This window comes from Variovorax sp. P4_D9, from assembly GCF_056401695.1.
This window is the reverse complement of the sequence record NZ_JBFUIU010000005.1, coordinates 1-23,908: the sequence shown is the minus strand read 5'-3', so window position 1 is coordinate 23,908 and position 23,908 is coordinate 1. Positions and strand designations below refer to the sequence as shown.

Sequence of the window (23,908 nt, the reverse complement as noted above, 5' to 3'; positions counted from 1 at the left end):
ATGGCACGTTCACGCTATCTCCCAGACAACTTCACGCTGGCCCTGGTCGCTACCGTCACGCTGGCCAGCCTGTGGCCGGCGAGCGGCGCCACGGCGCACTTCTTCGAGCGGCTGACCACGGTCGCCATCGGCCTGCTGTTCTTCCTGCACGGCGCTAAGCTTTCGCGCGAGGCGATCATGGGCGGCATCACGCACTGGCGACTGCACCTGCTGGTGTTTGCCGCCACCTTCATCATGTTTCCGCTGCTGGGCCTGGCGCTCAAGCCCGTGCTGACCCCGCTGGTCACGCCCGATCTCTACACCGGAATCCTGTTCCTCTGCGTGCTGCCGGCCACGGTGCAATCGGCGATCGCCTTCACGTCGATGGCGCGCGGCAACATCCCGGCCGCGGTCTGCAGCGCCTCGGCCTCGACGCTGCTCGGCGTCTTCGTCACGCCGCTGCTGGTGAACCTGATCGTGGTCCAGCATGGTGCCGCGGGCGCATCGCTCGAGGCCATCGGGCGCATCTTGCTGCAGCTGATGGTGCCCTTCATTGCCGGCCACCTGCTGCGGCCCTGGATCGGCGGCTGGATCAAGCGCCGCGCTTCGGTGCTGACGCTGGTCGATCGCGGCTCGATCCTGCTGGTGGTCTACACCGCCTTCAGCGCCGCCGTGATCGAGGGCCTCTGGAAGCAGGTGCCGATGTCGGCGCTGCTGGGCCTGCTGCTAGTCTGCGCGGTGCTGCTCGCGCTGGCGCTCTGCATCACCGCCTGGGCCAGCCGCGCCCTCGGCTTCGACAAGGCCGACGAGATCACGATCGTGTTCTGCGGCTCCAAGAAGAGCCTGGCCAGCGGCATCCCGATGGCCAAGGTGCTGTTCGCCTCGCACGCGGTCGGCGCCATCGTGCTGCCGCTGATGCTGTTCCACCAGATGCAGCTGATGGTCTGCGCGGTGCTGGCGCAGCGCTATGCGCGCCGGCAGGCCAATGCGGTCGCGGCAGTGGCCCAGCGCCCGGCCTGAAAGGTCGGGGCTGTTGCCTACCTCGGCGCGTCGCCCTTGCGGTACTCGGCGGTGAGTTCGTCCAGCCGCTGCTTGAGCTCGGCATCGAGCTTGTAGTCGGCCGCAGCCAGCGTCGCATCGAGCTGCTCGGGCCGGCTGGCACCGAGCAGCGGCGCGGTGATCAGCGGATTCGCCATCACCCAGGCCACCGCCAGCGTGGCCAGCGGCACGCCGGCTTCATCCGCCAGCTTGTGCAGCTGCGCGACGGTGCCGAAGCTGCGCTCGTTCCAGTAGCGGTCCTGGTACATGCCGCCGGCCGTGCCGAGCGTGAAGCGCGTGTTCGCCTCCGGCTTGGCCTCGGGCTTGTACTTGCCGGTCAGCAGGCCGCCCGCGAGTGGGTTGTAGGGGATCACGCCCAGCCCTTCCTCGCCCGCCAGCGGCAGCAGTTCGCGCTCGATCTCGCGGAACAGCAGGCTGTAGCGCGGCTGCACCGAGACCAGCCGCGTGAGCTTGTGCAGCTCGGCGCGGCCGATCGCGCGGGCCAGCCGGTAGGCCAGGAAATTGGAGACGCCGATGTAGCGCGCACGGCCCGAACGCACGATCACGTCGAGCGCCTCGAGGCTTTCGTCGAGCGGCGTCTCGCGGTCGTCTGAGTGCAGCTGGTAGAGGTCGACGTGGTCGGTCTGCAGCCGCTTGAGCGAGGCATCGATGGCGTCGAGCAGATGCTTGCGCGAGGCCCCCTGGTCCCAGGCGTTGGGGCCGACCTTGCCGACCGCCTTGGTGGCGACGATGAAGTCGCCGCGCCGGCTCGCGCCCTTGGCGCGCAGCCAGCGGCCGACGATCTCCTCGGTGCGGCCGGTGGTCTCGATGGTGCCACCGAGCGGATAGACGTCGGCGGTGTCGAGAAAGTTGATGCCGCCTTCGGCGGCGCGGTCGAGGATCTTGTGCGACACCGCTTCGTCGGTCTGCAGGCCGAAAGTCATGGTGCCGAGCGCCAGGCGCGAGACGGTCAGGCCGGTGCGGCCGAGGCGGGTGGTGGGGATGGTCATGGAGGCTCCGATCGCGGGAAAAGCATCATAGTCATCGGTGCCGATTCCTGCTTCGGCAGCTAGACGGCGCGGCCCAGATGCGCCTTGCGCAGCGCCGACCGGATCTCCTTCTGCAGCGCCGGGCCGCCTTTTTCGAGCGCCGCCGCCGCAGCGCCGCTCTCGCGCGTCACCGGCAGGTGCCTGCACCCCCACATGCCGACCTGCACCAACACCGGGAGCAGGTCGATGCCCATCGGCGTCAGGCTATAGATGGCCTTCTGGCTGTGGCTCGGATCGTCGGCCTTTGTCAGCACGCCGTGCTCGACCAGCTTGGCGAGCCGATCGGCGAGGATGTTCGAGGCGATGCCTTCCTCCGACTGCAGGAACTCCCGGAAGTGCCGCTTGCCCGCGAACATCATGTCGCGGACGATCAGCAGGCTCCAACGATCGCCGAGGATCTCGAGCGCGAGGTTGATGGGGCAAAGGGATCGCTGCTGGACCGCCATGGCTTTCCTCCGAATACTGCTTGCAGTTTGCAATCAGTATACCTATGCTTCGACCGGTTGCGATATGCAATCGGAAAGGAAGACTCATGCAGGCACAAGACATGACCCGGACGGYGGCGCGAAAGCTCATTCTGCAGATGCAGATGTCGGTCGACGGTTTCGTCGGCGCGGCGGATCCCGGACTTTCATGGCAGGTCTGGGGCTGGGGCGATCACTGGCCCTGGGACGCGCGGCTGAAACAGGATTTCAACGCCGTCTTCCAGGCGATCGACTGCATCCTGCTGAGCCGCAAGATGGTCGAGGAAGGCTACCTGAGCCACTGGGGCAGCGCGGCACGGAAGTTCCCCGCCGATCCGCACTACGCCTTTGCCCAGCGGGTCGTCGAGGTGGAGAAGGTCGTGGCGACCGACAAGCTCGAAGCTTCGCGCTGGGAGCGCACGCGGATCGCCCGCGGCGGCCTGGCCCGGGAGGTGCGCGCGCTCAAGCAAGAGACGGGACGGGACATTATTTGTTTCGGCGGCGCGGGCTTTGCCTCCGCGCTGGTCGCCGAGGGGCTGGTGGACGAGTTCCAGCTGTTTGTGAATCCGAGCGTTGTGGGCCAGGGGCTCTCGATCTTCAGGCACGCGCCGCAGGGTCTCCGGCTGATCGGGTCGACCGCCTATGACTGCGGCATCGTCGTCAACAGGTACGCGCCCTAACGGTAAGTCGCCAGGTGGATGCTGGTCTCGGTGCTGCGGATCCCCTTCAGCAGCCGGATCCGCTCGAGCACCTGCGACAGCTCGGCCATCGAGGCGGCGCGCAGTTCCGCCAGCAGGTCCCAACGGCCGTTGGTGTCGTGCAGCGCGGCGACGCCGGGCTCGCCCAGCAGGCTGGCGATGACCTGTCGCGTCTGGTTGCCTTCGACCAGGATGCCCATCCAGGCGCGGATCTCGTCGGAGCGTGATTCGGGCCGCAGCTGCACCGCATAGCCGACGATGACGCCGCCATCCTCGAGCCTGCGCAGCCGGTTGGTCACCGTGCCGCGCGAGACGCCGAGCTTCTGCGCCAGCGCGGCCACCGGCAGCCGGGCATCGTGGCGCAGCAGTGCAATCAGGCGTTGGTCGAGAGCGTCGATGTCCATATCGTCAGGGAAGTCTGTCGTTTCGCCAGATGGCGGGCCATGTTGCGAGCAATGTTGACACTTCTTTCTATCTCGGAATAGTCGCAGAGTGGTGATCGGACTTTTTTTTGACGGACCGGGAGCATCCCTCATGGCCAGCACTCTTCACCTCGGCGCGCGCGATGTCGCGCGCATCGTGGCCCGCAAGGGCCTGTCCGCCTGCGTGTCCGGGATCGCGGCGCACATCGAGCAGGATTTCCTGCGCTGGGCCGACTTCGACAAGACGGCGCGGACGGCCAGCCACTCGCCCGATGGCGTCATCGAGCTGATGCCGGTGTCCGATCGAGCGCTCTACGCCTTCAAGTACGTCAACGGGCATCCGAAGAACACGCGCATCGGCCTGCCGACCGTGATGGCTTTCGGCGTGCTGGCCGATGTCGCGACCGGAGCGCCGCTGCTGCTGGCCGAGCTCGGCCTCTTGACCGCGGTCCGCACCGCCGCGATGTCCGCGCTGGCCGCGCGCGCCTTGGCGCGCCGCGACAGCCGGACGATGGCGCTGATCGGCAACGGCGCGCAGAGCGAGTTCCAGGCGCTCGCCTTTCGCGACCTGCTGGGCATCCGCCGCTTGCGGCTGTTCGACACCGACCCCCGCGCGACCGCCAAGCTGATGCGCAACCTGCGCGGTGAAGGCCTGGACCTGGTGGTCTGCAACAGCACCGGCGAAGCGGTGCGCGGCGCCGACGTCGTCACGACACTCACGGCCGACAAGCACCGGGCGGTGATCCTGGGACCCGACATGATCGAGCCCGGCATGCACCTGAACGCCATCGGCGGCGACTGCCCTGGCAAGACCGAGCTGCATGCCGAGGTCCTGCGGCGCGCCGCGGTGTTCGTTGAGTACGCGCCGCAGACGCGCATCGAGGGCGAGTTGCAGCAAATGCCGGCCGATTTTCCGGCCACCGAGATCTGGCGCGTGCTGGCCGGCGCGCATCCTGGGCGCAGCGATGCGGCACAGGTCACGCTGTTCGACTCAGTCGGCTTCGCGCTCGAGGATTTCGCCGCCTTGCGCTTCCTCGATGCCGCCGCCCGCGAGCTGGGCATCGGCGAGCCGATGGATCTGGTGCCGGCGATGGACGACCCGAAAGATCTGTACGGCCTTATCGCGCCCGTGTCGGCGCCTCGGGTCCCGGCTCAGGCCGAAGCCTGCTGAGCGATCAGCTCGGCCACGCGCGACAGCGGCTCCGACGACAAAGACCGCCGGGCCGCCTGTGCCTCCGCTGCTGACAAGGTCTCGAGCAGTTCGACCTGGCCGGCCACCAGGCTGGCGATCGGCACCCCGTCGCGGTACAGCACGCGGGAACCCGCCACCCGCGCGGCCTTCGGCCCCGGCATGACGGTGCCGAGCAGGTTCGCGGGATCGGCGGCGGCCAGGCAGACCAGCGCGCCGTCGAGCGGCCGGCGCCGCAGCTCGCGCAGCAGGCCGATCGCCTCGGGCAGGGCGAACTGCTCGCCCGCGATGSCGGCGATGAAGCGGCCGCCGCGGATGTCGCCACGCGCCTCGAGTCGACGGTAGGCGCGCACCAGGTCGCGCCACGGCGGCAGCCACGTGGCCTCGCGCTCGAGCAGGCGCCAGCAGACCACGCCGTAGCGGCGCAGCAGGATCCGCGCGACCTGTTCGATGGCTTCGGCGGCGACTCGTCCCGGCGGCCCGGCTGCCGCCGGCGCACGCGCCCGGACCATCGACCAGCGCCCCGCATCCTCGATGCCGAACAACGCCGTGCGCCGGTGCCGGCGTCCATGCGCGGACGTGCGCTTCGACGGCCGCACCAGCAGGGCGCGCAGGCCTGCGTAGCTGTCGCAATGCACGCGCCCGCGCATCACGAGCTCGCTCAGCGCGTCTTCGAGTTCGGTGCCCAGGAGACGCGTGCCCTGCACGATCTCGTCGAAGAAGGACGCGCCATGCTCGGAGAGAAAGCTCGCGACCCGCCGGGCGCGCGAACCGAGGTCTTCGTCGGCCACGGGTGCCGGGGCGAGGCCGGTCCACAGCGCGACCGAGCGACGCGGCAGCAGCAGGATCGGCGCCGACCGCAGGGAGGCGTTGCCGCCCGCTGGCCGTCCCTCGACCGCCACGGGACGCAGCCGCGTCCACAGCGTGCGGCCGGCGGTGCACAGGTCGTCGAGCCAGGCCGGCGCATAGTCCTTGACCCGCGCCGGCAGCAGCTCGGCTTCCCAGAGACCCGCGGGCGCCTCGTAGCCCTCGAGCTGCGCCAGGATGCCGGCCAGTGCGTCGGGGCCGCTGACGCGGCTCGCGACGGCCACGTGCTGCCACTCGAACAGGAAGCGCGCGAACTCGCGCGGCTCGACCGGCTCGATCTCCTGTCGCAGCCGCTTCAGCGTGTAGCGATGGATGCGGGCCAGCAGGTGCCGCTCGCACCACTCGATCTCGCCGCTGCCCGGCGTGAAGCGGCCCTGCAGCACGGAGCCTTCGGTCTGCAAGGCGGCCAATGCCGCGTCGATATCGGCTGGCGGCAGCCGCAGCTGCGCGGCGAGCCGATGCGCCAGGGCCGGCCCCAGGCCGCCGAGGCGTGAACGCAGCAGCTCGCGCAAGGCATCGCCGGCCTCTTCTGTGTGCACATGCTCCGCGAGTGGCTCGATCGGCGGATCCATCGCGGCAGCGGGATACAACGCGCGAACCTGGGCCAAGCGCTCCGCGGCCACCCACAGGCCGTGGCCTGGCGCGGCATCCGTCGCGAGGCGGGTCGTCCGGCCTGCGCCTGCCAGTGTCTCCAGCCAGCCCCGCCAGCCTTCGTTGCCCGAGGCCTCGTCGTCGGTGACAACGCCGAGCCCGTTCAAGGCCTCGTGCATCTCGTCGGCATTGCGCGCGCGCGGCCAGGCTTCCTGGCGCACGCTGGCGATCGCCTCGGCATCGAGCTGGCCGAGGTCGTCGGCGCTTTCGGGATCGACATAGCGCCGGTTCTGCACGGCCTGGGTGCGGCGCTCCTCGATCGGGGCGTCGTCGAGGAAGGCATAGGGCCGCGCGTTCAGCGCCTCGGCCGCCAGCGGCGAGGGCGCCGGCACATCGCGCGCCAGCACCTCGATCTCGCCGGCCTCGAGCTTCTTCAAGAGTCGCAGCCAGCCCTCGGCATCCATGGCCTCGTAGAGGCAGTCGCGCAGCGTCTGCGCGACCAGCGGATGGTCGGGAATCTCGCGTGCGCCGGCCAGGTTCTCGGCACAGGCAACCTGGTCCGGGAAGACCGCGGCCAGCAGGTCCTCGGACTTCATGCGCTGCAGCTGCGGCGCCACCTTGCGCCCGCCGACGAAGCGCGGCAGCGCCAGCGCGGTGGTCGCGTTCCAGCGCCAGCGCACGCCGAACAGCGGCGCATCGAGCAGCGCCTGCACCAGCACGTCGAGCGCCGAGGTCGAGTGCAGGTAGCGCGCGACCTCGTCGAGCGGGAAGCTGTGGCTGGTCGACAGCGACAGCACGATCGCATCCTCGGTGGCCGCGGCCTGCAGCTCGAAGTTGAACTGCCGGCAGAAGCGCTTGCGCAGCGCCAGACCCCAGGCCCGATTGAGGCGGCTGCCGAAGGGCGAATGGATCACCAGCTGCATGCCGCCCGAGGCATCGAAGAAGCGCTCCATCACGATGCGCTGCTGCGTCGGCAGCGCGCCGAGCACGCGCACCGTGCGCGCCAGGTGCTCGACGGTCTGGCGCGCCGCCTCGGTGTCGAGGCCGACCGTGCGGGCCAGCCACTCGATCGCAGCGTCGATACCGTTCAGGGCCAACGCCTGTTCGATTTCCGCGCGCAGCCGCGAGACGCCGAACGATAGTTCGTCGCTGCGCCCCGGCGCCTCGCCGAGCCAGAACGGGATGTTCGGCGCGGCGCCGTGGGCGTCCTCGACCCGCACGCGGCCGGGCTCGATCCGGAGAATCCGGTAGCTCGCATTGCCGAGCTGGAAAATGTCGCCCGCCAGGCTCTCGACCGCGAAGTCCTCGTGGACGGTGCCGATTTTTTGGGCCTGCGGCTCGAGCACCACCGTGTAGTCGCCGGCCTCGGGAATGGTGCCGCCCGAGGTCAGCGCCGTCATGCGCGCGCCCCTGCGCTCGCGCAGCAGGTGGTGCACGGCGTCGCGATGCACATAGCCTGCGCGCGGCCCCTGCCGGGTCGTGAAACCCTCGGAAACCATGCGCACCACGGCCGAGAAACCCTCTCGCTCGAGTTCGGCATAGGGCCAGGCGCGCCGGACCAGCGCGAAGAGATCGTCTTCTTCGCATTCGCGGCAGGCGGTCTCGGCGACGATCTGCTGCGCCAGCACGTCGAGCGGCGCCGGCAGCACGTGCAGCGCATCGAGCTCGCCGCGGCGCACGCAATCGAGCAGGGCCGCGCACTCGACCAGCTCGTCGCGCGACTGCGGAAAGAGCCGCGCCTTCGGCACGCCGCCGACCGCATGGCCGGAGCGCCCGGCGCGCTGCAAGAAGGTCGCGATCGAGCGCGGCGAGCCGAGCTGGCAGACCAGGTCGACGTCGCCGATGTCCAGCCCGAGCTCGAGCGAGGCCGTGGCCACCAGCACCTTGAGCTCGCCGCGCTTCAGGCGCTGCTCGGCATCGAGGCGCGCTTCCTTCGCGAGGCTGCCGTGGTGGGCAGCGACCACTTCCTTGCCGAGGATCTCGCCGAGCTGCCGCGCCGCGCGCTCGGCCATGCGGCGGGTGTTGACGAACAGCAGCGTGGTGCGGTGCGCATGCACCAGCCCCGCGATGCGCGCATGGACCTGCTCCCACTGCTCGTTCGACATCACGGCTGCGAGCGGCGTCGGCGGCAGCTCGAGCGCGAGGTCGCGCTGCCTGGCATAGCCGATGTCGACGATCTCGCAATCGGCGACGCCATCGACCAGCGCACCCGCGCCGACCAGGAAGCGCGCGATCTCGTCGATCGGCTTCTGCGTCGCCGAGACGCCGATGCGCGTCAGCGGTTTCTCGCACAGCACCTGCAGCCGCTCGAGCGACAGCGCCAGGTGGCTGCCGCGCTTGCTGCCGACGATGGCATGGATCTCGTCGACGATCACTGTACGCACGCTCGACAGCATCTTGCGGCCCGACACCGAGCCGAGCAGCACGTAGAGCGACTCGGGCGTGCTGACCAGCACATGCGGCGGCCGGCGCAAGGCCTGCTGCCGCTCACGGGCCGGCGTGTCGCCGGTGCGCACCGCCGTGCGGATCTCGACATCAGGCAGGCCCAGCGCCGCGAGATGGGCGCGGATGCCGGCCAGCGGCGCCTGCAGGTTGAGGTCGATGTCGTTCGACAGCGCCTTCAACGGCGAGACGTAGACCACTGTCGTCTCGTCGGCCAGCCCGCCCGCTTGCAGGCCCTGCCGCACCAGGCCATCGAGCGCGGCGAGAAAGGCCGTAAGCGTCTTGCCGGAACCGGTCGGCGCCGCGATCAGAGTGTGGCGCCCGGCTGCAATCGCGGGCCACGCGGCCGCCTGGGCCTCGGTGGGCCCGGGGAAAGTCGCTTCGAACCAGCGAGCGACGGCAGGGTGGAAATCGGCGTGYACGGAGGTCCATGAGATCAGGCCGCCTGGCCCGATGTCAAGGCGAGGGCGGCCGCCGATACATCTGGCAACGAGGGCCCGTTCACCCCCTTACATCCACCACCACGCGGCCGCGCACCTGGCCCGCCAGCAGGCGGGGCGCCAGCGCGACCACCGCGCCGAGGCCGAGGGTCTCGGTATTGGCATCGAGCAGGTCGCGCGGCAGTTCGGCCGCGAGGCGGTTCCAGGCGGCAAGGCGGCGCGGGTACGGCGCCTGGACGCTGTCGATGCCCGCCAGCGTCACGCCGCGCAGGATGAAGGGCGCCACGCTGGCCGGGAAGTCGAGGCCCTGCGCCAACCCGCAGGCAGCCACCGTGCCGCCGTAGCGAAGGCTGGCGCAGACGTTGGCGAGCGTGTGGCTGCCCACGCTGTCGACCGCCCCGGCCCAGCGCTCTTTCTGCAGCGGCTTGCCGGGCTCACTCAGCGTGGCGCGGTCGACAATCTCGCGCGCGCCGAGGCGCCGCAGGTGCGCGGCCTCGGCCGTGCGGCCGGTGGAAGCATGCACCTCGAAGCCGAGCCGCGCCAGCAGCGCGATCGCGATCGTGCCGACACCGCCGTTGGCGCCGGTGACCAGCACAGGGCCCGAGGCCGGCGTCAGGCCGTGCTGCTGCAGCGCCATGACGCACAGCATCGCGGTGTAGCCCGCGGTGCCGATCGCCATCGCCTGGCGCGCATCGAAGCCCGGCGGGATCGGCACCAGCCAGTCGGCCTTGACGCGGGCCTTGTGCGCGAGGCCGCCCCAGTGCGTCTCGCCGACGCCCCAGCCGTTGAGCAGCACCGGGTCGCCTTTCTTGTAGCGCGCATCGCTGCTCTCGGCCACCGCACCTGCGAAGTCGATTCCGGGCACCATCGGGAACTTGCGCACCACCGGCGACCTGCCAGTGATCGCCAGCGCGTCCTTGTAGTTGACGGTGGAGAAGGCGATGTCGACCAGCACCTCGCCCTCGGGCAGGGCGCTGTCGTCGAGCGCGGTCACGGCGGCGCGGGTGGCGCCGTCGTCGGCCTTGGTCAGCAGCAGGGCATCGAACATGGAACTCTCCTTGGCGTGATCCGGTCACCGATCACGCGAGCATCGCACAGCGAGGCGGCCTTCGGGCAGCTTCGTCGAGAGGGTTTGACGCCGGCGATCGATGAGGGTACGGTTCTCGCCCGCCCCGCTCGCGGGGCGCGCAAGAAGGAGACACGAGACATGACCGATCTGTCGACCCATCCGACGCAGATCGCCAGCGCCTGGCTGGCCGATTTCCAATCCGCGCTCGAGCGCCGCGACATCGACGCCGCGGTCGCGCTGTTCGAGCCCGACTGCTATTAGCGCGACCTGCTCGCCTTCACTTGGAACATCCGCACCCAAGAGGGCCCCGAGGCGATACGCAAGATGCTCGAGGCCCGGCTGGCCGACACCCGGCCGACCGCCTTCGCGGTCGAGGGCGACGCCACCGAGGCCGATGGCGTGGTCGATGCCTGGTTCAGCTTCGAGACCGCGGTGGCGCGTGGCCGCGGCCATCTGCGGCTGCGCGGCGACAAGGCCTGGACGCTGCTCACGACCATGACCGAACTGAAGGACTTCGAGGAGCGCAAGGGCGAGCGCCGGGTCAAGGGCGCGGAGCACGGCGCGAATCCGGAACGCAAGACCTGGCTCGAACGGCGCAGCGAGGAAGCAAAGACGCTGGGCTTCACCGAGCAGCCCTATGTCGTCATCGTCGGCGGCGGGCAGGGCGGCATCGCACTCGGCGCGCGGCTGCGCCGGCTCGGCGTGCCGACGATCATCGTCGAGAAAAACGCCCGCCCCGGAGACTCCTGGCGCAAGCGCTACAAGAGCCTGTGTCTGCACGACCCCGTGTGGTACGACCATCTGCCCTACCTGCCGTTCCCGGACGACTGGCCCGTGTTCTCGCCGAAGGACAAGATCGGCGACTGGCTGGAGATGTACACGAGGGTCATGGAACTCAACTACTGGGGCTCGACCACCGCCAAGAAGGCGCGCTTCGACGAGGCGAAGAAGGAATGGGAAGTGGTCGTCGAGCGCGACGGCAAGGAAATCACTTTGCGCCCCAAGCAGTTGGTGTTCGCGCTCGGCGTCTCGGGCTACCCGAACGTGCCGAAGATCCCCGGCGCCGAGACCTTCGAAGGCGAGCAGCACCACTCCAGCGCGCATCCCGGCCCCGAGGCCTGGCGCGGCAAGAAGTGCGTGGTGCTCGGCTCCAACAATTCTGCCCACGACATCTGCGCCGCCCTGTGGGAGAACGGCGCCGACGTGACGATGATCCAGCGCAGCTCGACCCACATCGCGCCCTCGGACTCGCTGATGGAACTGGCGCTCGGCGGTCTGTATTCCGAAGGGGCGGTCAAGGCCGGCGTGACCACCGACAAGGCCGACCTGATCTTCGCCTCGGTGCCCTACAAGATCATGGCGCCGATGCACGTGCCGGTGTACGAAGAGATGAAGAAGCGCGACGCCGACCTCTACGCGCGGCTCGAGAAGGCTGGCTTCCTGCTCGACTTCGGCGTCGACGGCTCGGGCCTCTTCATGAAGTACCTGCGACGCGGTTCGGGCTACTACATCGACGTCGGCGCCTCGGAGCTGGTGGCCAACGGCAGCATCAAGCTGCGCAGCGGCGTGACCATCGAGCGCGTCAACCCGAAGTCGGTGACGCTCAGCGATGGCAGCGAACTGCCGGCCGACCTGATCGTCTACGCCACCGGCTACGGCTCGATGAACGGTTGGCTGGCCGACCTGATCTCGCCCGCGGTCGCCGACAAGGTCGGCAAGGTCTGGGGGCTAGGTTCCGACACGCCGAAGGACCCGGGGCCCTGGGAGGGCGAGTTGCGCAACATGTGGAAGCCGACGCAGGTGCCGCAGCTGTGGTTCCACGGCGGCAACCTGCATCAGTCACGGCACTATTCGCAGTTCCTGGCGCTGCAGCTCAAGGCCCGGATGGAGGGGCTGCCGACGCCGGTATACGAGGTCGCGCCGGTGTACCACACGCGCTGACGCGGTCCGGCGGGATTCAGTCCACGCCGCCGCGCATGCTCATCAGGCGCACGCTTTCATCGGCGATCACTTCCTGCTCTGGCGCCAGGAAGCGTATCCAGTAGCCGGCGATGTCGATGTTGTCCCCATTGACTAACACCTGCGTCTCGACCCGCTTGCCATTCACGAAGGTGCCGTTGCGGCTGCCCAGGTCGTGCAGGATCACCAGCGGCCCTTCGGTGCTCAACCTGGCGTGGAAGCGGCTGACCCGCGGAGAGGCCAGCACCACATGGTTGTGCTCGGCCCGGCCGATGGTCATGCCGGGCTCCGACACCGGCACCTGGGTGGTCTGGCCGGTAGGGGTCATGAGGATAAGCATTGCCATTGGCGGACGCTCTCGTTGGGCGTCCGAAGGTAGCCGCACAGAAACCAAAGTACAAGCTTTGTACGGTTACAGCCTGTTTGTCATAGTCCCTTTTCGACCATGTCCAGCAAGCGCTGCCCCAATGCATCGGCCTGCGCTGCGGGCAGGCCGCGCAAAGGGCCCTCGATGATCAGCAGGGCCAGGCCGTGGACCGCCGACCACGCGAGGAACTCGGCGCCCGGACGTCGCTCGGGCGCCATGCCGCCGGCTTCGACCAGGCGGTCGAGCGACGCGCCCAGGAGTTCGAAGGGATCGAGGCCGCTGTCGCCGCCCTTGGCCTCGGCCGGCGCGTCGTCGACATCGACAGGGGTTGCGAAGGCGGTGCGGAACAGGCCGATCTCGGCCTGCGCGAAACGCAGGTAGCCGGTGCCCACGGCACGTACGCTCGCACGGGCCTGCGCCAGCGGGTCGCGCGTGCTATCCACACTCGCGAGTTCTTGCTCCATGGCCCTCGCCACCGCCGACAGGGCGGCGGCACGCACCGCGTGCAGCAAGGCCAGCCGGCTCGCGAAATGCCGATAGGCGGCATTTGGAACCACGCCCGCGCGCCGCGTCGCCTCGCGCAGCACCACCGCCTCGGGGCCGCCGGCCCGCGCCAGTTCGACGCCGGCTTCCAGCAGCGCACGCCGCAGGTCGCCATGGCGGTAGGTGCTGCGCGCCGGCGGGCTGGAGGTGGTCTGCGAACGCATCGATTCCTTCATGTGGACAGCGTCCATTATCTCTGCTATTGTTTTGTGGACGTTGTACACAAATAGTCCATGAAGGAATTGCAACGCCCCGGGCGCCATGACCGGCATCCGGATCCCTCCCTCCTTCAACGAAAGGAAACGCCATGCAAGTCCAGCCCTACCTCTTCTTCGAAGGCCGCTGCGAGGAAGCGCTCGCGTTCTACGGCAAGACGATCGGCGCCAAGATCGTCGACCTGATGCGCTTCAAGGACAGCCCCGAGCCGCCGCGCCCGGACATGTGCCCGCCCGGCTCCGACGACAAGGTGATGCACGCGAGCTTCACCATCGGCGAGACCACGGTGATGGCTTCCGACGGCCGCGCCAGTGGCCAGCCTAACTTCCAGGGCTTCGCGCTGTCGCTGCTGGCCGCGGACGAGGCCGAGGCAAAGCGTCTGTTCGCCGCCGTCGGCGAGGGCGGCCAGGTCCAGATGCCGCTGGGTAAGACCTTCTTCTCGCCGGCCTTTGGCATGGTGACCGACCGCTTCGGCGTGCTGTGGATGGTACTGACGCGCTGACCGGGGATGCGCCGGCGACAGGCGCGCGTCGCGCTTTGCTCTTAAATTCGACGGTTCATTCCAACGAAGGAGCATCCGCACATGATTCACGTCGTCGCCGTCATCACGGCCAAGCCCGGCCAACGCGATCTGATCCTCGAGGCCTACCGGGCCAACCGGCCCGCCGTGCTGGCCGAGAAAGGCTGCATCGAGTACACCGCGACCATCGACGCCGCAGGCATGCCGGCCTCGCGCGGCACCTTCGGCGCCGACACCTTCGTCGTCATCGAGAAGTGGGAAACCCTGGCCGACCTGCAGGCGCATGCCGCGGCGCCTCACATGGCCGCCTACGGTGCCAAGGTGAAGGATTGGACCGAGACCCGGCTGATCCACGTGCTCGAACCCGTCTGAGCGCGGGCCCGGTCCGCCAAAGAAAAACGCGCCCTCGGGCGCGTTTTTTCATGGCGTGGCGCAGGCTTACTTCGCCATCACCCGAACCATCTCGAGGCACTTGTTCGAGTAGCCCCATTCGTTGTCGTACCAGCTCACCAGCTTGACGAAGGTGCCATCGAGCGCGATGCCGGCCTCGGCGTCGAAGATCGAGGTGCGCGGATCGCCGCGGAAGTCGGTGGCGACCACCTTGTCCTCGGTGTAGCCGAGCACGCCCTTGAGCGCACCTTCGCTCTGCGCCTTCATCTCGGCGCAAATTTCCTTGTAGGTGGCTTCCTTGACCAGTTCGACCGTGAGGTCGACCACCGAGACGTCGGAGGTCGGCACGCGGAAGCTCATGCCCGTGAGCTTTTTGTTGAGCTCGGGGATCACCACGCCCACGGCCTTGGCAGCGCCGGTGCTCGACGGGATGATGTTCTCGAGGATGCCGCGGCCGCCGCGCCAGTCCTTGTTGCTCGGGCCATCGACGGTCTTCTGGGTCGCGGTGGCGGCGTGCACCGTGGTCATCAGGCCGCGCTTGATGCCCCACTTGTCGTTCAGCACCTTGGCCAGCGGCGCCAGGCAGTTGGTGGTGCAGCTGGCGTTGCTGATGATGGCCTCGCCGGCGTACTTCTTGTCGTTCACGCCGTAGACGAACATCGGCGTGTCGTCCTTGCTGGGGGCCGACAGCAGCACCTTCTTGGCGCCGGCATCGATGTGCTTCTGCGCCGTGTCCTTGGTCAGGAACAGGCCGGTGGATTCGAGCACAATGTCGGCGCCGACGTCGCTCCAGTTGAGCTTGGACGGATCGCGCTCCTGCGTCAGGCGGATCTTCTTGCCGTTGACGACCAGCGTGTTGCCATCGACCGTGATCTCGCCCTGGAAGCGGCCGTGCACCGAGTCGTACTGGAGCATGTAGGCCAGGTAGTCGGGCTCGAGCAGGTCGTTGATCGCGACGATCTCGATGTCGTTCTTGAAGTTCTGCACCGCCGCGCGCAGCACGTTGCGCCCGATGCGACCGAAACCGTTGATGCCGAGTTTGATAGCCATGTCTGATGCTCCTGGATGGTTGAAAACTGGGAAGGCGACCTTCAGCGCGCGAGCGCCGCTTCGACCGTGGCAGCGACGTTCTCTGCCGTGAATCCGAAATGCTTGACCAGCACGCCGGCGGGGGCCGACTCGCCGTAGGTGTCGATGCCGACGACGGCCGCAACGCCGTACTTCCACCAGCCGTCGGTGCAGCCCATCTCGACCGCGATGCGCGGCGTGCCCTTGGGCAGCACGCTCTTCTTGTAGACCACGTCCTGGCGGTCGAAGGTGGTGGTGGAAGGCATGGAGACGACGCGCACGCCGATCTTCTTCGCCGCCAGCAGTTCCTGGGCGCGCAGCGCCAGTTGCACCTCGGAGCCGGTGGCGATGATGACCGCCTTGACCTTCTTGTTCTTGAGGCCGACGGCGTCGGGCTCGGACAGCACGTAGGCGCCCTTGCTGATGTCGCTCAGGTCCTTCTTCGGCGAATAGGGCAAGTTCTGGCGCGACAGCAGCAGCGCGGTCGGGCGGTCGGCGTTCTGCAGCGCGACGGCCCAGGCCACGGCGGTTTCGGCGGTGTCGCCGGGACGCCAGACATCGAGGTTCGGGATAAGCCGCAGCGAGGCCGCGTGCTCGATCGACTGGTGGGTCGGGCCATCTTCGCCAAGGCCGATGGAGTCGTGCGTGAAGACGTGGACCACGCGCTGCTTCATCAGCGCCGCCATGCGGATCGCGTTGCGGCTGTAGTCACTGAAGGTCAGGAAAGTGCCGCCGTAGGGAATGAAGCCGCCATGCAGGGCGACGCCGTTCATGATGGCCGCCATGCCGAACTCGCGCACGCCGTAGTTGATGTGGCGGCCAAGCAGGCCGTCGGGGAACTGCTCGTTGCCTTCGCTGCGGACCACGGCGCCGTGGTCGTCGAAGCGCAGGCTCGGCGTGCTCTTGGTGTTGGTGAGGTTCGAGCCGGTCAGGTCGGCGCTGCCGCCGAGCAGTTCGGGCAGCGACGCGGTGAAGGCTTCGAGCGCCAGCTGGGAGGCCTTGCGCGACGCCACGGTCTCGGCCTTGGTGTGGGCCGCTACCACCGTATCGAAGGCGGTCTGGTGGAAGTTCTTCGGCAGTTCGCCCTTCATGCGGCGGGTGAACTCGGCCGCCAGGTCCGGGAAGGCTTCCAAATAGGCCGCGAACTTGTCGTTCCAGGCGGCTTCGTTCTTGGCGCCGGCGGCCTTGGCGTCCCATTCCTCGTAGGCCGCGGTCGGCAGTTCGAACGGCGAATGCGTCCACTGCAGCGCGCTGCGGGTGAGGCCGATCTCGTCGGCGCCCAGCGGCTCGCCGTGCGCCTTGGCGGTGTTGACACGGTTCGGGCTGCCCTTGCCGATCTGGGTCTTGCAGATGATGAGGGTCGGCCGGTCGGAGTTCTTCTTCGCCTTCTCGATGGCATTCGACACATCCTTGGCATCGTGGCCGTCGATCGGGCCGATCACGTGCCAGCCGTAGGCCTTGAAGCGCTCCTCGGTGTTGTCGATGAACCAGGGCTTGACCGGGCCGTCGATCGAGATGCCGTTGTCGTCGTAGAGCGCGATCAGCTTGCCCAGCTTCCAGGCGCCGGCCAGCGCCGCGGCCTCATGGCTGATGCCTTCCATCAGGCAGCCATCGCCGAGGAAGGCGTAGGTGTTGTGGTCGACGATTTCGTGGCCCTTGCGGTTGAACTCGGCCGCGAGCAGTTTCTCGGCCAGCGCGAAACCGACCGCATTGGTGATGCCCTGGCCCAGCGGACCGGTGGTGGTCTCGACGCCGGGCGTGATGCCGGTTTCGGGATGGCCGGCGGTCTTGCTGTGCAGTTGGCGGAAGCGCTTGAGCTCCTCGATCGGGAGAGCATAACCCGTCAGGTGCAGCACCGAATAGATCAACATCGAGGCGTGGCCGTTCGACAGCACGAAGCGATCGCGGTCGAACCAGTGCGGATTGACCGGGTTGTGCCTCAGATGATCGCCCCACAGCGCAACCGCCATGTCGGCCATGCCCATCGGGGCACCGGGATGCCCCGAGTTGGCGAGTTGAACGGCATCCATTGCCAACGCGCGGATCGCGTTGGCCATCAAGGCTTGGTTGGCCATCTGTGGCTCTTTCTGGGGGGCAAGTTAGGGGGTAACCCGGTATTTTAACGGGCGGGGTGGAAGGGCCCCGACGTGATGCCGGGAGGGGCTGCTAGAGTGCCGCTCCATGCAGGGTCTCCACCTCACCGCCGACTTACTCGACTGCCGCTGCGACCGGCGCTGGCTGGTCGAGCCCGACACCCTCGGCGCCGCCTGCGTGGCGCGCGCCGAAGCCGCCGGCTTGCAGGTCGTCGGCCGGCTGTTCCATGCCTTCCCGGCGACGCCGGAGGGCGCCGGCGGCGTCACGGCCGCCGTCCTGCTGGCCGAATCGCACCTGTGCGTCCACACCTGGCCGGAACGGCGCGGCGTGACGGTGGATGTCTATGTCTGCAACTTCGGCGCCGATCACTCGGCCAAGGCCGAGCAGTTGATGGCAGCGCTCGAAAGTCTGTTCATGGCAGGCCATGCGCATCGGCACCGCCTGCAGCGCGGCGAGATCGGCGCGGTTTCCGCATGAGCGGCGTCAAGGCCATGATCCTGGCCGCCGGCCGGGGCGAACGGATGCGGCCGCTGACCGACCGCACGCCCAAGCCGCTGCTGGAGGTCCATGGCAAGCCGCTGATGCAATGGCCGCTCGAGGCGCTCGCGGCCGGCGGCTTCACCGATGTGGTCGTCAATACGGCCTGGCTGGGCGAGCAGGTCGAGGCCCGCTTCGGCGCCCGGCACGGTGCGTCGACGCTCCACTATTCGCACGAGGGCCTCGATTTCGGCGGCGCGCTCGAGACCGCGGGCGGCATCGTGCGCGCGCTGCCGGCGCTGGGCGAGGTGTTCTGGGCGGTGGCGGGCGATGTGTTCGCGCCGGATTTCGCGTTCACGCAGCAGGCGGTGGAGCGCTTCGCGGCCGGGGGCCGGCTCGCCCACCTGTGGCTGGTGCCGAACCCGCCGCACCACCCCCGGGGGGATTTCGGCATCGCCGCCGACGGCAGCGCTTTGGCGGAGTCGGCGCGAAAACACACTTTCTCGACCATAGCGCTGTACCGGGCCGACCTGTTCGCTCCGCCGTTCTGCACGATACCGCCGGGCAACGCCGGCGGAACGAAGGCGGCCCTGGCGCTGCTGTTGCGTGCCGCCATGGCCGCAGGCGCCATCAGCGCCGAGCTCTATGCGGGACAGTGGACCGATGTCGGGACGCCGGAACGCCTCGCGGCGCTGAATGAAGAAAAACGGCCCGCGTGATGCGGGCCGTTTCGTGGGGTTGCGACGCGTCGCTGCCGGCTCAGGGCACGTTGGCCGTGCGGAGCTGGTAGGGCTTGCCGGGCAGGGCCATGGCGCCGCCGTACTCGATGCCGATGCCGTTGGTCGGCGTCACCGGGCAGCCATTGGGCGCCGGGCAGGCGCCCCCGTCCGAGAAGMTCACCGGCCCGTAGCGGTAGCTGCGCACCGCCCTGCCCGCGTAGTCGGCCACGTTCAGCACATAGCCCGSATTGGCGAAGTTGTCGGCGTCTTCCACGGCGATCGGGTCGACCATGCGCGTGTCCTGCAGGGTGCGCACGATGCTGCCGCTGTTGCCGTTGGACGCGAAGCGYACCCACGAGACCTTGCGGTCGCCGCGCGAGYTCACCAGCACCTGGGTCGCCGAAYTGCCGCTCGGCTCGCCCTTGGAGGTTGCGATCGAGGTCGGGTTGCGGCCGACGTTCGCGACCGTGCCCACCTCGGTGAAGGCGCTCGCCGAAGGCGCCGGGGCAGAGCCGCCGTTGGCGTAGCCATCCAGGCTGTAGATGTGCAGCGTGCCGTCCTGCGTCGCGATCCAGGCCCGCGCCGGCGTCTCGAGCACCGTGGTCTTCACCGCCGTCGGCTTGGCGCCCAGCGACACCGTCTTCACGACCGTCGGCACCTGCGAGGGCTGCTGCGTGAAGGTGTAGGGCCAGCCGTCGGCCTGCGCGAGGGTACCCATGCGCGAGTTGAAGGTGSCCTGGTCGCCTYCGAAGTARACGYTGTTGACGTACGTGAACAAGGGCTTCAGGTCGATGAAGGCCGCCTTCTGCTCCGACTTGGAGATCACCACCGCCACGCCGCCCTTGGCGTACTTGCTGTAGTTGCTGCCGCCGCTCAGGAAGCTCTGGCGGTTGGTCTGGCTGGTCAGCGGCGTSTSCCAGCCGACGAAGRYGCCGTTGGSGAACATSGTCYSCCACTGGTCCATGCCCGTGGTGACCGCGATCTCGGTCGGCGCCGTGATGCCCGGCAGGTCGACATAGCCCAGGATCTTCATGTACGCGATGTCGCCCACGTTCATCAGGCCGGGGTACGGGGCGCCCCACTCGTKCCAGWAGTCGTACCAGGCGCTGTAGTTGACGCCGTTCTTGGTATGCGCCGAGGCGTCGAACGGATCGCAGCCSTCGCACAGGCCGGCCAGCGCGACCACCGCGACCTGGCCCTTGAGGGCGGTCGTGTCCCAGACCGTGACCAGCGCGAACTCGCTGTTGTTGGTCAAGGCGATGCCGGTGGGCACCTTGTCGGCCGGCAGCTTGACGGTGGCGTTGTTGCTCGCCGTGTTGCTGCCCGCGGTGCCGATGACGCCGTTCTGGAACACCACCAGGCTCTCGTTGCAGAAGCCGGCGCGGCCGGTGCAGCGRCCGACGGCGATCGGGTCGCCGTTGACCWGGCCGGAGGCCTTGTAGTTCATCACGTTGATGCTGTCGAGGCCGCCGCCGGGGTAGGAGTACATGGTGCGCGTCCAGCTCAGCTGCGGCAGTTGCGCGAACGTGTTGTATATGTAGCCCGACACCTGGAAGTCGGCGACGCCCAGGCCGCCCGTGCCGGCTGCCGTGCCCGGGGTGTCGGCCACGAACACCATGTTGGCCTGGTTGCTCGAATAGGCGCCGGCACTGGCCGAGGGCGGGCCCCCGATCTGCCAGTAGTTCGGCACCGTGCGCGTGGGCGAAACCAGCATCGTGGCCTTGTCGTTGGCGAACAGCGTCGAGATGCCGCCGTTGCCCACGCCGTACGAGGCGGCGTCAGGACCGTAGCGGTAGGCGATGCCGGCGTCCTTGCTCAGTTGCGAAGCCATCGACTTGTACGACGAGGCCACGACGTTGAGCGAGCCATCGACGATGTCGCTGCCGACCGGAGTGGTACCGCCGCCGGTCGACGGCGGAGGGGTGGTCGTGCCGGTGTCTGTCGAACTCCCGAGCGAGTAGCAGGCCTTCAGGACGAAGGGAGCGGGATCCGAGCCGAAGTATGCAACGCTGCAGGTCGCAGTGCCGGACACCGATTTCTGGACCCAGCTCGAGTTGGCGCCGAACTGGACAGTGGTCGCGCTGGCGACCGAGAAGGTCTCTCCCTCGCCCGCCAGACGCGTGCCGCTGGCCGGCGCGGTGGGGCTGGTGCCGCCCGTCGACGAACCCACCGAATAGCAGGCCTTCACGACGCCAGGCGCCGGATCCTGGCCGAAATAGGCGTTGCTGCAGGTCGCAGTGCCCGTCACCGTCTTCGTGACCCAGTTCGAGCCGACCCCGTACTGCACGGTGGTGGCCGTGGCGACGGTGAACGAAGCCCCTTCATTCGCCACCAAGGTGGTCGTGCTGCCGCCGGTCGAGCCGGTCTGGGCAAAGCATCCCTTGGCCACGAAAGGGATCGGATCGCTGCCGAAGAAGGCGTTGCTACAGGTCCCAGCGCCGCTGACGGTCTTCTGAACCCACGAATCGCCCGAACCGTACTGGACAACGGTGCCGCTGGGGACCGTGAACGTCTGGCCTTCGGTCGCGATGCTGATCCAGCTCGCGTCGAGCTTCTGCACGGCGGCTTGCTTGGTTCCGGTCGCGGCGTCGATCGCCGATGCATTTTCGTCGGACTTGGCCGCCGTTGCGGTATCGGCCGTCGTACCCACACCCGAGGCACCGCCCAATGCGCTGCCCGAGCTTCCACCACCGCAGCCGGCCAGGATCGCCAGCAACACGAGGCAGGAGAACTTTGATATTACTTTCACACTTGATTCCTCCAATTGACATGATTTTTCAGGCTTAAGCATGTCAACGCAACAGGTGCCGTCAGATTTTTCCTACATTTTGTTCAGGCACATCGGGTTACTTCTCTCCTCCTTTCGGCCGAGAACTAAGCCTTTTGTCATAGACAACGGGCGATATATGCAACCAAACCGTTGCCAACGTCGGTCAGAAGACCATGGCGGCCTTACAGACATTCACAAAAAGGACGGTCCGCATTCATGCGATACGCAACGTCGGACGCTCGGCGGAGCGCCATGAAGGGGTTTGGAGACGGGAAAAGCAGCGAACGGCTGAAGCGCCCGCCGACCACGCTGCGATGGCCGGGGCCTGTTCACCCTATTTCCGGCAACGCGATCCCCGGAAATAGGGTGAACTGTCCCTAGAACAGCACGCGGCTGCGGATCGTTCCGGGCACCTTGGCCAGCTTCTCGAGTGCCAGGTCGGACGAGGCGGCATCGATGTCGGTCACCACATAGCCCACTTTCTCGTCGGTCTGCAGGAACTGCGAGGCGATGTTGATGTGGTTGTCCGAGAAGATCCGGTTGATCTCCGACAGCACGCCCGGGACGTTGCGATGCACATGCAGCAGCCGATGCTTGCCCGGATGCGCCGGCAGCGCCACCTCGGGAAAGTTGACCGACGAGGTCGAGGTGCCGTTGTCGCTGTACTTGACCAGCTTCTCAGCCACCTCGAGACCGATGTTGGCCTGTGCCTCCATGGTGGAGCCGCCGATGTGCGGGGTCAGGATCACGTTGTCGAGTCCGCGCAGCGGCGACTGGAACTCGTCCTTGTTGTTGCGCGGCTCGACCGGGAAGACGTCGATCGCCGCGCCAAGCAGTTTCTTCGCCTTCAGGGCCTCGGCCAGCGGCTCGATCTCGACCACGGTGCCGCGCGATGCATTGATCAGGATCGCGCCGGGCTTCATGGCCGCGATCTCGGCAGCGCCGATCATCCACTGGGTGGCCTGGGTCTCGGGCACGTGCAGGCTCACGATGTCGCTCTGCGCCAGCAGTTCGGGCAACAGGCGCACCTGGCGCGCATTGCCGAGCGGAAGCTTGGTGACCACGTCGAAGAAGCAGACATTCATGCCGAGCGCCTCGGCCAGCACCGAGAGTTGAGCGCCGATCGAGCCGTAGCCCACGATGCCCAGGGTCTTGCCGCGGATCTCGAAGGCGTTGTCGGCAGACTTGAGCCAGCCACCCCGGTGCGCGACCGCACTCTTCTCGGGCACGCCGCGCAGCAGCAGGATGGCCTCGGCCAGTACCAGTTCGGCCACCGAGCGGGTATTCGAATAGGGGGCGTTGAAGACCACCACTCCGTGCTCCCGCGCAGCCTCCAGGTCGACCTGGTTGGTGCCGATGCAGAAGCACCCCACCGCCACCAGCTTGTGCGCCTCGGCGAACACCTCGTCCGTCAGCTGCGTGCGCGAGCGGATCCCGATGAAATGCACGTCGGCGATCCGCGCCTTGAGTTCGGCATCCGGCAAGGCACCCGGAAGCGATTCGACGTTGCTGTAGCCCGCGGCCCGCAGCACCTCCACCGCCGAAGGATGGATGCCCTCGAGCAGGAGGAACTTGATCTTGCTTTTGTCGAGTGAAGTCTTGCTCATTCCGGGGCCAGAAAGTCGATAGACGATGCTAGCATGGTGCGCCGCAGCAAGCCGTGCCCGCCGCGGCGCACCAAAAGGGTTTCCCCGGTTGGTGGACACTTCGTCGCGCGCAAAGAATATGTGACGCTGTCGTGTCATACGCGCGACCTAGCATCCGCGCTTTCATTTCCCCCTCAGGAGTCTTCATGCGATTCAAGACGCTCGCCATGGCATCGGCGCTGGCCGCAACGCTTTCCACATCCGCGTTGGCACAGACCGAGATCCAGTGGTGGCATTCCATGACCGCCGTCAACGGCGAATGGGTCAACGACCTGGCCAGGCAGTTCAACGAGAGCCAGAAGGACTACAAGATCGTGCCGACCTACAAGGGTCAGTACGACGAATCCATGACGGCGGCCATCGCCGCCTTCCGGGCCGGCAACGCGCCGCACATCCTGCAGGTCTTCGAAGTCGGCACCGCGACCATGATGGCCAGCAAGGGCGCAATCGTGCCGGTCGGCCAGGTCATGAAGGACGCCGGCGAGAAGTTCGACCCGAGCGCCTACATTCCCGCGGTGGCCGGCTACTACACCGCGCCCAACGGCCAGATGCTGAGCTTCCCGTTCAACAGCTCGACCACCATCTTCTATTTCAACAAGGACGCCTTCAAGGCGGCCGGCCTGCCGACCGACCAGGCGCCCGCCACCTGGCCTGAGGTGGTCGCCGCCGCGGCCAAGCTCAAGGCCAGCGGCCACAAATGCCCGTTCACGACAGCCTGGCAGAACTGGACCCAGCTCGAGAGCTTCTCGGCCTGGCACAACGTCGAGTTCGCGACCAAGAACAACGGCCTGTCCGGTCTGGACACGCGCCTGAAGGTCAATTCGCCGCTGCACCAGCGCCACGTCGAGAACCTCGCAAGCATGGCCAAGCAGGGCCTGTTCATCTACAAGG

General features: G+C 67.9%; 19 protein-coding genes and 1 pseudogene. 9 read left to right on the top strand and 11 right to left on the bottom strand.

Translation table 11 applies throughout. From position 1 onward, the window contains the following. The gene (locus AC1DY5_RS01200; RefSeq protein ID WP_478107565.1) at window positions 1-999 is read left to right on the top strand and encodes a bile acid:sodium symporter family protein; all 999 of its coding nucleotides are present in this window, start codon (window positions 1-3) and stop codon (window positions 997-999) included. Between the two features lie 17 nt (window positions 1,000-1,016). On the opposite strand, the gene AC1DY5_RS01195 is transcribed toward AC1DY5_RS01200, so the two are convergent. Then, window positions 1,017-2,027 carry an aldo/keto reductase gene (locus tag AC1DY5_RS01195; RefSeq protein ID WP_478107563.1) on the bottom strand — a complete coding sequence of 337 codons (1,011 nt, stop codon included), beginning with the start codon at window positions 2,025-2,027 and terminating at the stop codon, window positions 1,017-1,019. A 59-nt stretch (window positions 2,028-2,086) separates the two neighbouring features. Continuing rightward, entirely contained in the window at window positions 2,087-2,512 is a 426-nt protein-coding gene (locus AC1DY5_RS01190; protein ID WP_478107561.1) for a winged helix-turn-helix transcriptional regulator, read from the bottom strand. An 86-nt stretch (window positions 2,513-2,598) separates the two neighbouring features. Between AC1DY5_RS01190 and AC1DY5_RS01185 the strand changes: the two genes are divergently transcribed. Then, window positions 2,599-3,210, top strand: coding sequence for a dihydrofolate reductase family protein (locus AC1DY5_RS01185; RefSeq protein WP_478107559.1), 612 nt, complete (start codon window positions 2,599-2,601; stop codon window positions 3,208-3,210). On the opposite strand, the gene AC1DY5_RS01180 is transcribed toward AC1DY5_RS01185, so the two are convergent. Next, a complete protein-coding gene (locus AC1DY5_RS01180; protein ID WP_478107614.1) occupies window positions 3,207-3,626 on the bottom strand; it encodes an Lrp/AsnC family transcriptional regulator in 420 nt (139 codons plus the stop codon). The two genes, AC1DY5_RS01185 and AC1DY5_RS01180, sit on opposite strands and share 4 nt — an antisense overlap. Window positions 3,627-3,762: 136 nt before the next feature. On the opposite strand from AC1DY5_RS01180, the gene AC1DY5_RS01175 reads away from it, so the two are divergent. After that, the gene (locus tag AC1DY5_RS01175) at window positions 3,763-4,821 is read left to right on the top strand and encodes an ornithine cyclodeaminase (protein ID WP_478107557.1); all 1,059 of its coding nucleotides are present in this window, start codon (window positions 3,763-3,765) and stop codon (window positions 4,819-4,821) included. On the opposite strand, the gene AC1DY5_RS01170 is transcribed toward AC1DY5_RS01175, so the two are convergent. Together AC1DY5_RS01170 and acuI are read right to left on the bottom strand one after the other, a co-directional pair. After that, entirely contained in the window at window positions 4,803-9,194 is a 4,392-nt protein-coding gene (locus AC1DY5_RS01170) for a DEAD/DEAH box helicase (protein WP_478107612.1), read from the bottom strand. The two genes, AC1DY5_RS01175 and AC1DY5_RS01170, sit on opposite strands and share 19 nt — an antisense overlap. Before the next feature lie 46 nt (window positions 9,195-9,240). Continuing rightward, on the bottom strand, window positions 9,241-10,227 hold the full coding sequence (gene acuI / locus AC1DY5_RS01165; RefSeq protein ID WP_478107555.1) for an acrylyl-CoA reductase (NADPH): 987 nt from the start codon (window positions 10,225-10,227) through the stop codon (window positions 9,241-9,243). A 159-nt stretch (window positions 10,228-10,386) separates the two neighbouring features. On the opposite strand from acuI, the pseudogene AC1DY5_RS01160 reads away from it, so the two are divergent. After that, window positions 10,387-12,189, top strand: a pseudogene (locus tag AC1DY5_RS01160) (NAD(P)-binding domain-containing protein). Window positions 12,190-12,205: 16 nt separating this feature from the next. Here the strand turns inward: AC1DY5_RS01160 and AC1DY5_RS01155 are convergent. Together AC1DY5_RS01155 and AC1DY5_RS01150 are read right to left on the bottom strand one after the other, a co-directional pair. Then, complete coding sequence (locus tag AC1DY5_RS01155; RefSeq protein WP_478107553.1) at window positions 12,206-12,553, bottom strand: FHA domain-containing protein; 348 nt, start codon at window positions 12,551-12,553, stop codon at window positions 12,206-12,208. A gap of 80 nt (window positions 12,554-12,633) precedes the next feature. Beyond that, the gene (locus tag AC1DY5_RS01150; protein WP_478107551.1) at window positions 12,634-13,308 is read right to left on the bottom strand and encodes a TetR/AcrR family transcriptional regulator; all 675 of its coding nucleotides are present in this window, start codon (window positions 13,306-13,308) and stop codon (window positions 12,634-12,636) included. A gap of 116 nt (window positions 13,309-13,424) precedes the next feature. On the opposite strand from AC1DY5_RS01150, the gene AC1DY5_RS01145 reads away from it, so the two are divergent. Further along, window positions 13,425-13,835: a VOC family protein gene (locus AC1DY5_RS01145; protein ID WP_478107549.1), complete on the top strand. Its 411-nt coding sequence runs from the start codon at window positions 13,425-13,427 to the stop codon at window positions 13,833-13,835. Window positions 13,836-13,916: 81 nt separating this feature from the next. Next, complete coding sequence (locus tag AC1DY5_RS01140; RefSeq protein ID WP_478107547.1) at window positions 13,917-14,225, top strand: putative quinol monooxygenase; 309 nt, start codon at window positions 13,917-13,919, stop codon at window positions 14,223-14,225. Between the two features lie 66 nt (window positions 14,226-14,291). Here AC1DY5_RS01140 and gap read toward each other — a convergent pair whose 3' ends face one another. Then, window positions 14,292-15,293 (bottom strand): type I glyceraldehyde-3-phosphate dehydrogenase, encoded by a 1,002-nt coding sequence (gene gap, locus AC1DY5_RS01135; RefSeq protein WP_478107545.1) that lies wholly within the window; start codon window positions 15,291-15,293, stop codon window positions 14,292-14,294. Window positions 15,294-15,334: 41 nt separating this feature from the next. After that, window positions 15,335-17,386 carry a transketolase gene (tkt, locus tag AC1DY5_RS01130; RefSeq protein WP_478107543.1) on the bottom strand — a complete coding sequence of 684 codons (2,052 nt, stop codon included), beginning with the start codon at window positions 17,384-17,386 and terminating at the stop codon, window positions 15,335-15,337. 106 nt (window positions 17,387-17,492) lie between these two features. Between tkt and AC1DY5_RS01125 the strand changes: the two genes are divergently transcribed. Together AC1DY5_RS01125 and AC1DY5_RS01120 are read left to right on the top strand one after the other, a co-directional pair. Continuing rightward, window positions 17,493-17,882, top strand: a complete 390-nt coding sequence (locus AC1DY5_RS01125; protein ID WP_478107541.1) for an S-adenosylmethionine decarboxylase family protein — start codon at window positions 17,493-17,495, stop codon at window positions 17,880-17,882. A gap of 14 nt (window positions 17,883-17,896) precedes the next feature. Further along, window positions 17,897-18,601, top strand: a complete 705-nt coding sequence (locus AC1DY5_RS01120; protein ID WP_478107610.1) for a nucleotidyltransferase family protein — start codon at window positions 17,897-17,899, stop codon at window positions 18,599-18,601. Window positions 18,602-18,641: 40 nt separating this feature from the next. Here the strand turns inward: AC1DY5_RS01120 and AC1DY5_RS01115 are convergent, their stop codons facing one another. Continuing rightward, window positions 18,642-21,350: a hypothetical protein gene (locus AC1DY5_RS01115; protein ID WP_478107539.1), complete on the bottom strand. Its 2,709-nt coding sequence runs from the start codon at window positions 21,348-21,350 to the stop codon at window positions 18,642-18,644. A gap of 398 nt (window positions 21,351-21,748) precedes the next feature. After that, the gene (serA, locus tag AC1DY5_RS01110; RefSeq protein ID WP_478107537.1) at window positions 21,749-22,978 is read right to left on the bottom strand and encodes a phosphoglycerate dehydrogenase; all 1,230 of its coding nucleotides are present in this window, start codon (window positions 22,976-22,978) and stop codon (window positions 21,749-21,751) included. A 185-nt stretch (window positions 22,979-23,163) separates the two neighbouring features. Between serA and AC1DY5_RS01105 the strand changes: the two genes are divergently transcribed. Beyond that, the coding region (locus AC1DY5_RS01105) for an extracellular solute-binding protein (RefSeq protein WP_478107535.1) at window positions 23,164-23,908 on the top strand (745 nt) is incomplete at its 3' end.